The sequence below is a fragment of the Mesorhizobium sp. P5_C1 genome (assembly GCF_054049815.1).
This window is the reverse complement of the sequence record NZ_JBFULQ010000234.1, coordinates 1-8,431: the sequence shown is the minus strand read 5'-3', so window position 1 is coordinate 8,431 and position 8,431 is coordinate 1. Positions and strand designations below refer to the sequence as shown.

At 64.2% G+C, this 8,431-nt stretch carries 9 protein-coding genes; 3 read left to right on the top strand and 6 right to left on the bottom strand.

Annotation, left to right across the window (positions count from 1 at the left end):
* The 4 genes from ACXJ7R_RS18520 to betI all read right to left on the bottom strand — a co-directional run.
* The coding region (locus tag ACXJ7R_RS18520; protein WP_457153110.1) for a GMC family oxidoreductase N-terminal domain-containing protein at positions 1 to 587 on the bottom strand (587 nt) is incomplete at its 3' end.
* 3 nt (positions 588 to 590) lie between these two features.
* Positions 591 to 1,601 carry a threonine/serine dehydratase gene (locus tag ACXJ7R_RS18515; protein WP_457153109.1) on the bottom strand — a complete coding sequence of 337 codons (1,011 nt, stop codon included), beginning with the start codon at positions 1,599 to 1,601 and terminating at the stop codon, positions 591 to 593.
* Entirely contained in the window at positions 1,598 to 3,127 is a 1,530-nt protein-coding gene (betC, locus tag ACXJ7R_RS18510) for a choline-sulfatase (protein WP_457153108.1), read from the bottom strand. The genes ACXJ7R_RS18515 and betC overlap by 4 nt, the downstream gene beginning before the upstream one ends.
* Positions 3,124 to 3,714 carry a choline-binding transcriptional repressor BetI gene (betI, locus tag ACXJ7R_RS18505; RefSeq protein ID WP_457153107.1) on the bottom strand — a complete coding sequence of 197 codons (591 nt, stop codon included), beginning with the start codon at positions 3,712 to 3,714 and terminating at the stop codon, positions 3,124 to 3,126. Before betI ends, betC begins: the two co-directional genes overlap by 4 nt.
* Before the next feature lie 199 nt (positions 3,715 to 3,913).
* Here betI and ACXJ7R_RS18500 point away from each other — a divergent pair, with 199 nt between their 5' ends.
* The gene (locus tag ACXJ7R_RS18500) at positions 3,914 to 5,080 is read left to right on the top strand and encodes an acetyl-CoA acetyltransferase (protein ID WP_457153106.1); all 1,167 of its coding nucleotides are present in this window, start codon (positions 3,914 to 3,916) and stop codon (positions 5,078 to 5,080) included.
* Positions 5,081 to 5,204: 124 nt separating this feature from the next.
* Positions 5,205 to 6,209: an asparaginase gene (locus ACXJ7R_RS18495; protein ID WP_457153105.1), complete on the top strand. Its 1,005-nt coding sequence runs from the start codon at positions 5,205 to 5,207 to the stop codon at positions 6,207 to 6,209.
* Positions 6,210 to 6,220: 11 nt separating this feature from the next.
* Here the strand turns inward: ACXJ7R_RS18495 and ACXJ7R_RS18490 are convergent, their stop codons facing one another.
* Entirely contained in the window at positions 6,221 to 7,597 is a 1,377-nt protein-coding gene (locus ACXJ7R_RS18490; protein ID WP_457153104.1) for a TIGR03808 family TAT-translocated repetitive protein, read from the bottom strand.
* A 121-nt stretch (positions 7,598 to 7,718) separates the two neighbouring features.
* On the opposite strand from ACXJ7R_RS18490, the gene greA reads away from it, so the two are divergent.
* Positions 7,719 to 8,192, top strand: a complete 474-nt coding sequence (gene greA / locus ACXJ7R_RS18485; protein ID WP_095089824.1) for a transcription elongation factor GreA — start codon at positions 7,719 to 7,721, stop codon at positions 8,190 to 8,192.
* Here the strand turns inward: greA and ACXJ7R_RS18480 are convergent.
* A partial coding sequence (locus tag ACXJ7R_RS18480) for a type II toxin-antitoxin system death-on-curing family toxin (RefSeq protein WP_457153103.1) occupies positions 8,189 to 8,431 on the bottom strand: 243 nt, incomplete at its 5' end. The two genes, greA and ACXJ7R_RS18480, sit on opposite strands and share 4 nt — an antisense overlap.

Here is an 8,431-nt window from a genome sequence, read left to right as displayed (position 1 = left end):
GCCGACCAGCGGCGGCCGCCGCGAATGGTCTGCTCCATCGCCCCAAAGCCTTCCTGCTTGGAACCATTGTAGTCGTCGGTCAGTTCGAACCCGGCCTGGCGCCCCGCCTCGACGAAGGCGCCGTAAAGCGGATTGCGTCGCGAGCCGCGCTGTACATGCAATGGCCCGGCATGGCCGCGCCAGCCATCCTCGCCGCCGTCATTGTCCTCCATGCGCTTGAAGTAGGGGAGCACGTCGGCAAAGCCCCAGCCGGTGGCACCCTCTTCGGCCCAATGGTCGAAGTCGCGGGCGTGGCCGCGCACATAGACCATGCCGTTGATCGAGGACGAACCGCCGATCACCTTGCCGCGGGGCGTCGCCAGCACGCGGCCGCCGAGATGCGGCTCCGGTTCGCTGGCAAAGCCCCAGTCGTAGAGGCTCATGTTGAGCGGGATCGAGAGTGCCGACGGCATCTGGATCAGCGGTCCGATATCGGTGCCGCCGAATTCGATCACGATCACCGAATGCTTGCCGTCCTCGGACAACCGATAGGCCATGGCCGAGCCGGCCGAGCCGGAGCCGATGATGACGAAATCCGCTTCAAGCATGGTTCATTTCAGCCCATCGTTCATATGCGTGATGAAATCGGCGAGCGAAACGTTGCCGCCAGTTGCCATCACAAGCACGGTCTTGCCCTTTACATCCACCTTGCCGCCGAGCAGCGCCGCCAGCGAGGCAGCCCCCGACGGTTCGAGCACCAGCTTCATGCGCTCGAAGGCGATGCGCATGGCGCGCCGTACCGATTGATCGTCGACGGTGATGCCGCGAACGCCGGCGGTCTTGACCGCCGCGAACGGAGCGTCGCCGGGCCGTCGCGACATCAACCCGTCGCAGATCGACTTCGGGCCGATCGGCATCGTCTCGATGCTGCCATGCGCCAGCGACGAGCCCATGCCGTTGAACCCTTCCGGCTCGACGCCGATGATCTCGGTGGCCGGCGACAGATAGTGGAAGGCAAGCGAAACGCCGCCGATCAGTCCGCCGCCGCCGACCGAGCAAAACAAAAGGTCGGCGCTGGCGTCCTTGGCGGCAAGCTGGTCGAGCGCTTCGAGGCCGGCGCCCGCCTGACCGGCGACGATCTCCGGATCGTCGAACGGATGCAGCAGGGCCAGCCCTTCGGTCTCGGCGATCTCGCGCGCCTTGGCGGCGGCGACTTCCTCACGCGCGCGCTCGCCATGGTCGGTCAGCACGACGCGGGCGCCATAGCCTGCGGTGGCATCACGTTTGGCGGCGGGTGCATCGATCGGCATGACGATGGTCACCGGAATGCCGAGCGCCTGGCCGGCCGCCGCAAGCCCTTGCGCGAAATTGCCGGAGGAATAGGCGACGACGCCTTTATTCGCCTCTTCGGCCGAAAGCTGCTTCAGCCGCCAATAGGCGCCGCGTATCTTGAACGATCCTGCCCACTGCAGCGATTCCGGCTTGATGAACACGCGGGCCGCGCCCGTCTCGCGCGCGAGTGCCGCCGATTCCAGCAGCGGCGTGATCTGTGTCGCCCGCGAGGTGACGGCATAGGCCTGCTTGAGATGGTCGAGAGAGGGGACGAGAAGGTCTGCCATCATTCGCCTCGTGGATACCGTTTGCTCTCCTCGAGATTGTCGAGGTTCATGTGATTGCGCATGTAGCGTTCCGACGCCTTTTGCAGCGGCTGGAAATCCCAGGGGTAATAGGCGCCGTTGCGCAGCGCCGGATAGACGACCCAGCGGCGCGCCTGGCTTTCGCGCACGGCGGCGTCGAAGCCGGCCATGTCCCAGCGCGCGCGGACTTTGCTCATGAATGCCGCCACCAAGTCCGCATTGGCCGGGTCGCCGGCCAAATTGTCTCGCTCGAGCGGATCGGTCTCGAGATCGAACAGTTGCGGCGGGTCGAGCTCGCAATGGACGAATTTGTGTCTGCCGTCGCGGATTGCAACGAGTGGTGCGCAGGAGCCCTCCGCCGCATATTCCATCAACACAGGCGCGGCGCGCTGCCCGCCATTGGCAAGCGGCAGCAGCGACTGGCCGTCGGTCCACGGTGCGATCGCCCCGATGTCGATGCCGGCGAGGTCGCAAAGCGTCGGCGCCACATCGACATTGGAGACCGGCGCTTTGATCAGTCCGGCGCGAACGCCCTTGCCGGCAATCATCAGCGGCACCCGCGCCGAGCCTTCGAAGAAGCTCATCTTGAACCACAGGCCGCGCTCGCCGAGCATGTCGCCGTGGTCCGAGCAGAACAGGACGACGGTGTCGTCGAGCATGCGCGTTCGCTGCAGGACTTCCAGAAGCTCGCCGAGCTTGTCATCGACATAGGAGATGTTGGCGAAATAGCCACGCCGGGAACGACGCACTTGTTCAGGGGTGATCTCGAAAGACCGATAATCGCTGGCGTGGTACAGCCGCTGCGAATGCGTGTCCTGCTCGTCATGCGCGATGAACCCGGTTTCCGGGTCCAGAGCCTGGCAGTGTTCGTAGAGATCCCAATACTGCTTGCGCGCGACATAGGGATCGTGCGGGTGCGACAGCGAAACGGTGAGGCACCAGGGCCGATGGTCCGCATCGTCCTGTTCGCGCGAAAGCTGATAGAGTTTCTGCGTGGCCAGGAACACGACCTCGTCGTCATATTCCATCTGGTTGGTGGTCTCGGCGACGCCGGCGCCGGTCACCGAGCCCAGATTGTGATACCACCATTCGATGCGCTCGCCGGGGTTGCGGTAATCCGGCGTCCAGCCGAAATCGGCCGGATAGATGTCGGTGGTCAGCCGCTCCTCGAAACCATGCAATTGGTCCGGTCCGACGAAATGCATCTTGCCCGACAGGCAGGTATAGTAGCCGGCGGCGCGCAGATGATGGGCAAAGGTCGGGATCGACGAGACGAATTCAGCGGCATTGTCATAGACCCCGGTGCGAGACGGCAGCTGCCCGCTCATGAACGAGGCCCGCCCTGGCGCGCAAAGCGGCGATGCGGTGTAGTTGTTGGCAAAGCGCGCCGAGCGGGCGGCCAGTGCCTTGAGATGCGGCACATGCAGGAAGTCCGCCGGCCCATCCGGGAACAGCGTACCGTTGAGCTGATCGACCATGACGATCAGGAAATTGGGTCGCTTGGCTGTCACTGTGTCTGCCGTCCACCGAGTTTGGTTTCGAGATAGTCCTCGACCAGCGCGATCGCGGTCGCGGCGTCGGGCACGCCGTCCTTCAGCGCCCGCCTGATGTAGAGCCCGTCGATCAGCGCCGCCGTCGCTTCGGCGACGCGATCGGCCTCGGCTCTTGGCAGGATGCCGGTCAGCCCGCTCAACAGGTTGGAGTGCAGGCGCCGCGCATAGACCCTGAGCAGCCGGCGCAGCGCCGCCGATTTCTGCGCCTCGACATAGAAGGCGAGCCAGGCGGCGATGGTTTCCGGCTGGAACTGGAGCTCGGAGAAGTTGACGGCCACGACCGCCGAAACGCGCGCGCGCGGGCTGCTGGCGGCGCCAAGGGCGCGCCGCATGTCGATGGTCAGTTCCGCCAGGATGTGGCGCATCGTCGCCAGCAGCAGCTCATCCTTGGCGCCGAAATAATGATGGGCAAGGGCAGAGGACACGCCGGCGCGGCCGGCGATCTCGGACATGGTCACGTCGAGCGAGCCGCGTTCGCCGATCGCCGAGATCGTCGCGTCGATGAGCGCCTTGCGGCGCAGGGGTTCCATTCCGACTTTCGGCATCTCGCTAGGGTCCTTTGAAGCAGGATTATTTTTTATTGACGGGTCAATCAACAAAAAAATCGGCGCTCGCTAACCTGCACCAAGCGATTGTCCTGTTCCGGCCCTTCCCGGCGCGGGCACGATTGTTTATATTTGAACAATAAAGGCGAAGTGCGCCATGAGCCCTCATGCTAGGCTGGCGCCAAGGATGGAGACCGCCATGACCGCATGCATCGTTGGCTGGGCGCATTCGCGCTTCGGCAAGCTTGAGGGCGAGACGCTCGAAAACCTGATCGTCAAGGTGGCGACCGACGCGCTCGACCATGCCGGCATCGGCCCCGACGAGGTCGACGAGATCGTGCTCGGCCACTTCAACGCAGGCTTTTCGGCGCAGGATTTCACCGCCAGCCTGGTGCTTCAGGCCGACGACCGGCTGCGCTTCAAGCCGGCGACGCGCGTCGAGAACGCATGTGCCACCGGTTCGGCGGCAGTCAGGCAAGGCATCCGTGCCATCGATGCCAACGCTGCCCGCATCGTGCTGGTGGTCGGCGCCGAGCAGATGACGACGACGCCCGGCCCCGAGATCGGCAAGAACCTGCTCAAGGCTTCCTATCTGCCTGAGGATGGCGATACGCCGGCGGGTTTTGCCGGCGTCTTCGGCAAGATCGCGCAGGCCTATTTCCAGCGCTATGGCGACCAGTCGGACGCGCTGGCAATGATTGCCGCCAAGAACCACAAGAACGGCGTCGACAATCCCTACGCGCAGATGCGCAAGGATTTCGGCTATGAGTTCTGCCGCCAGGAAAGCGAAAAGAACCCCTTCGTTGCCGGTCCGTTGAAGCGCACCGACTGCTCGCTGGTCTCAGATGGCGCCGCGGCCCTTGTCCTTGCCGACACCGCGACGGCACTGAAGATGCGCCGCGCCGTTGCCTTCCGCGCCAACGAGCATGTGCAGGACTTCCTGCCGATGTCGAAGCGCGACATCCTGACCTTCGAAGGCTGTGAACAGGCCTGGACCCGTGCGCTGAAGAATGCCGGCGTGACGCTCGACGATCTGTCCTTCGTCGAGACGCATGACTGCTTCACCATCGCCGAACTGATCGAGTATGAGGCGATGGGCCTGGCCAAGCCGGGCGAGGGGGCAAAGCTCGCCATGAGCGGCGAGACCGCCAGGGATGGGCGTCTGCCCGTCAATCCGTCAGGCGGGCTGAAGGCCAAGGGCCACCCGATCGGTGCCACCGGTGTTTCCATGCATGTTCTGACCGCCATGCAGCTTGTCGGCGAAGCCGGCGGCATCCAGGTGCCGGGCGCAAAACTCGGCGGCATCTTCAACATGGGTGGCGCGGCGGTCGCCAACTACGTTTCCATTCTCGACCGGATCAGATAAACCGCCCGCATTACAGCGCCGCGCGCCTTTTGAGGCGCGCAAAGGACGCTGTAACACTTTGATTCTGCGCATGACCTCGAAGATCGGWTCCGATCTTCGAGGTCATGCGCAAGCGGGAGGGTTCATGACAAATCCGGTTCTGATCGAAGTCTTGCGCGGCGCGATCGTCGAGAGCGCGCATCGCGGTGCCGTCGCGGTCTTCGATGCCGACGGCAAGCCGGTCCTGGAGATCGGCGACACCTCGAGGCCGGTGTTTCCGCGCTCCGCGGTCAAGGCGATCCAGGCATTGCCGCTGGTCGAAAGCGGCACGGCGGACGCGTACGGCTTCGGCAACCGAGAACTGGCGCTTGCTTGTGCCTCCCATTCGGGCGAGCCGGCGCATGTAGAGTTGGCGCGTTCCATGCTGGCCAGAGCCGGGCTGGACGGGTCAGCGCTGGAATGCGGCGCGCATTGGCCCTCCAGTCATGACGCGGAGATTGCGCTGGCGCGCGCCGGCGGTTCGCCGAACGCGCTGCACAACAATTGCTCCGGCAAGCATTCCGGCTTCCTCTGCACCTGCGTCCACACCGGCATTGCGCATCGCGGCTATGTCAAGCCGGAGCACGCCTTGCAGGAGATGGTCCGCGACGTCATGCAGGCAGTGACGGGCGCTGTCCATGGCGCCGATGAACGAGCGACCGACGGCTGCTCGATCCCGACCTACGCGGTGCCGCTCAGGAGCTTCGCCCTCGGCTTTGCCCGTATGGCCACGACAAATGGTTTTGGTCCCGAGCGAGCCAAAGCCGCAAAGCGTCTGATGAGCGCCTGCATGGCAGAACCGTTCTTCGTCGCTGGCGCCGGTCGTGCCGATGTCGCTCTGATGGAGGCCGCGCCCGGGCGGATTTTTGCGAAAGGTGGCGCGGAAGGTGTTCACTGTGCCGCAATTCCGGAAATTGGCCTTGGCATCGCGCTCAAATGCGATGACGGTGCCGGCCGCGCCGGCGAAGCCATGGTTGCCGCCGTCCTCGCCAAATTGCTGCGCGCGGACGAGGCTTTGGCGGCGAAGCTGCTCGAACTGGCCAACGCTCCGATTGAAAGCCGGATTGGCGCCAAGGTCGGGGCGCTCAGGCCCACAGTGGCCTTGGACTAAAAGTCCAGCATTCAGCTGACGTGATTGCGCTCGACGGTCAGGTGCGCGTAACCGCTCTTGTCCAATGATGTCAGGTCGCCTGTCGCCGGCTCGGCCCAGCGCTGGCCGACAACGGCGCCGTTCAGCGCGCCATCGATGACATTGTCCGAGATGACGGCCGTGCCGGCGCCCTCGACCACGCTGACGACGATGCCCGTTCCAGCCTTGCGGATGATGTTGCCGGTGGCCACGATATTGCGCAGGTACGGCCCCCAGCCGATCTGCATGCCATAGAGCGGCGCGTTCTCGATGACATTGTTGGAAACGGTGGTGTCGGCCTCGACGCCAATGCCGACGCCAAAGCCGGGCGGGTCAGCGGGGTAGGGACCGCTGGTCGACAGATTGCGCACGATGTTGCCCGAGCAGACACCTATGCGACCACCTTCGTTGAAGTTGACGATCGAGATGCCGTTGGCGGCGCCGTCGACGATGTTGTTGCTGATGATGGCGCCTTCGAACGAGAATTCGGAATAGACCGCGGTCTCGCCCGAGCGCGAGCAGGTGTTGCCTGAGATCTGCAGATTGCTGGCGCTGTTGGCGCGGATCGCCGAGAAGGCGCAGTCCGAGACGATGTTGCCCGAAATGACGACATTGCCGGCCCGGAAGGCGTTGATGCCATTGCCGTTCTGCCCTGTGCCGCCACTGCGCGCCTGGATGCGCTCGACGCGGTTGCCGGTGACCATGGTGCCGTCTTCCGCCGCCTGCCAGCGGTGCACCAGGATGCCGCCATTGGCGCAGTCGGAGACGGTGTTGCCCGCAATTGCCAGCCCATCAGCCTCGACCGAATAGATGCCGGCATCGGCAGCCCCTGAGATGTCCGAGCGCTCGACCCGGCCCGCCGCCTGTTCCAGCGCCAATCCGTTCTTGCCGCTGCCGGTTATCTGGCAATTGTCGACAATGAGGTGCGCGACCCGGCGCAGATCGAGCAATCCTTGCGCGTAGTCGCCCATCGAGCGGTTGCTGCCATCGAAGACCAGCCCGCTGAGTTCGATATGGTCGGCCTGTTCGGCCATGAACAGGTGGCCATCGCCGCCATAGACGATCCGCGTTGCGCCCGGCACGCCGGAAAGACGCACACGGCTGGGCAGCGAGAGGTTGGACACCACATAGGTGCCGGGCGGCAGGAACACCGGCATGTCGCGGTCGTTGGCATCACGCAGCAGCTTGGCGAAGGCCTTGCTCTGATCGTCGAAGGTGCCAGGTGAGACGCCAAGTTCGGTCGCGTTGATCGAACCGCGCATCGAGGCTTTCTCGATGCCGGTCAGGCTGGCGGCCGCCGCTCTGCCAAGCGAGAGGCCCAAGACGGCAAAGCCGGCGGTTCCGGTTAAAAACGTTCGTCTGTTCAACATCGGCACAGGGTCCTGGCGTTCCACCCAGACACCGCAGGATTCGTGCCAGACGGTCTGTCGCTGCTTGCCAGTGCAGCGACAATGGCTTGTCGAGCAGCCTCTCCGCGCCTAAGCTCAGCGGATGAGCAGAGCTTTTACCCGCGAGGAAGACAGCGAGAACGCCATCGCCGGCATCGGCGAGCGGCCGATCAGCCAGCACCGCAACCTTGTGACGGAGACCGGCCTGGCGATGATCGAGGAGAATCTGGCCGATCTGCGCGACATATTGGCGAAAGCCGAAAGGAAGGCGGATCGCGAGCGCATTGCGGTGGTGTCGCGCGACCTGCGCTATTGGACCGCCCGGCGCGAAAACGCCGAACTGTCCGTGCCGGAGCCGGGCAGCGATCTGGTGCGCTTCGGCATGGGCGTCACGCTCGAGGGCGATGACGACAGGAAGGTGCACTGGAAAATCGTCGGCGAGGACGAGGCCGACCCGGCCAAGGGCACCATTTCCCATGTGTCGCCGATGGCCGTCGCCCTGTTCGGCAAGAAGGTCGGCGACGTGGCTGTGGTCAACGGCAAGGAATGGGAAATCGTCAAGCTCTCCGACAGCTAGTCTTCGAGCTTGACGACGTGGTCGCGGAAGAAAGCCGCGGCTCCGGCTTCATCGATTTCGCCAGCAGCGACGGCCATGACGAATTCGTAAAGCGTGCCGTTGTCAGCTGTCAGAACATGGCCGTTCACAATCAAAAATGCGCCGGCGGCCACGATGGCAGTACGCTTGTTACCGTCGACAAAGGCATGATTCCTGGCAATGCCAAAGACATAGGCAGCGGCGAGATCCTGACAGCTGAC

Bases quoted from the DNA above. Each gene is read 5' to 3' on its own strand.
- ACXJ7R_RS18515 (WP_457153109.1), bottom strand. From the start codon at position 1,601: ATGATGGCAGACCTTCTCGTCCCCTCTCTCGACCATCTCAAGCAGGCC.
- betI (WP_457153107.1), bottom strand. From the start codon at position 3,714: ATGCCGAAAGTCGGAATGGAACCCCTGCGCCGCAAGGCGCTCATCGAC.
- ACXJ7R_RS18500 (WP_457153106.1), top strand. From the start codon at position 3,914: ATGACCGCATGCATCGTTGGCTGGGCGCATTCGCGCTTCGGCAAGCTT.
- ACXJ7R_RS18495 (WP_457153105.1), top strand. From the start codon at position 5,205: ATGACAAATCCGGTTCTGATCGAAGTCTTGCGCGGCGCGATCGTCGAG.
- ACXJ7R_RS18490 (WP_457153104.1), bottom strand. From the start codon at position 7,597: ATGTTGAACAGACGAACGTTTTTAACCGGAACCGCCGGCTTTGCCGTC.
- greA (WP_095089824.1), top strand. From the start codon at position 7,719: ATGAGCAGAGCTTTTACCCGCGAGGAAGACAGCGAGAACGCCATCGCC.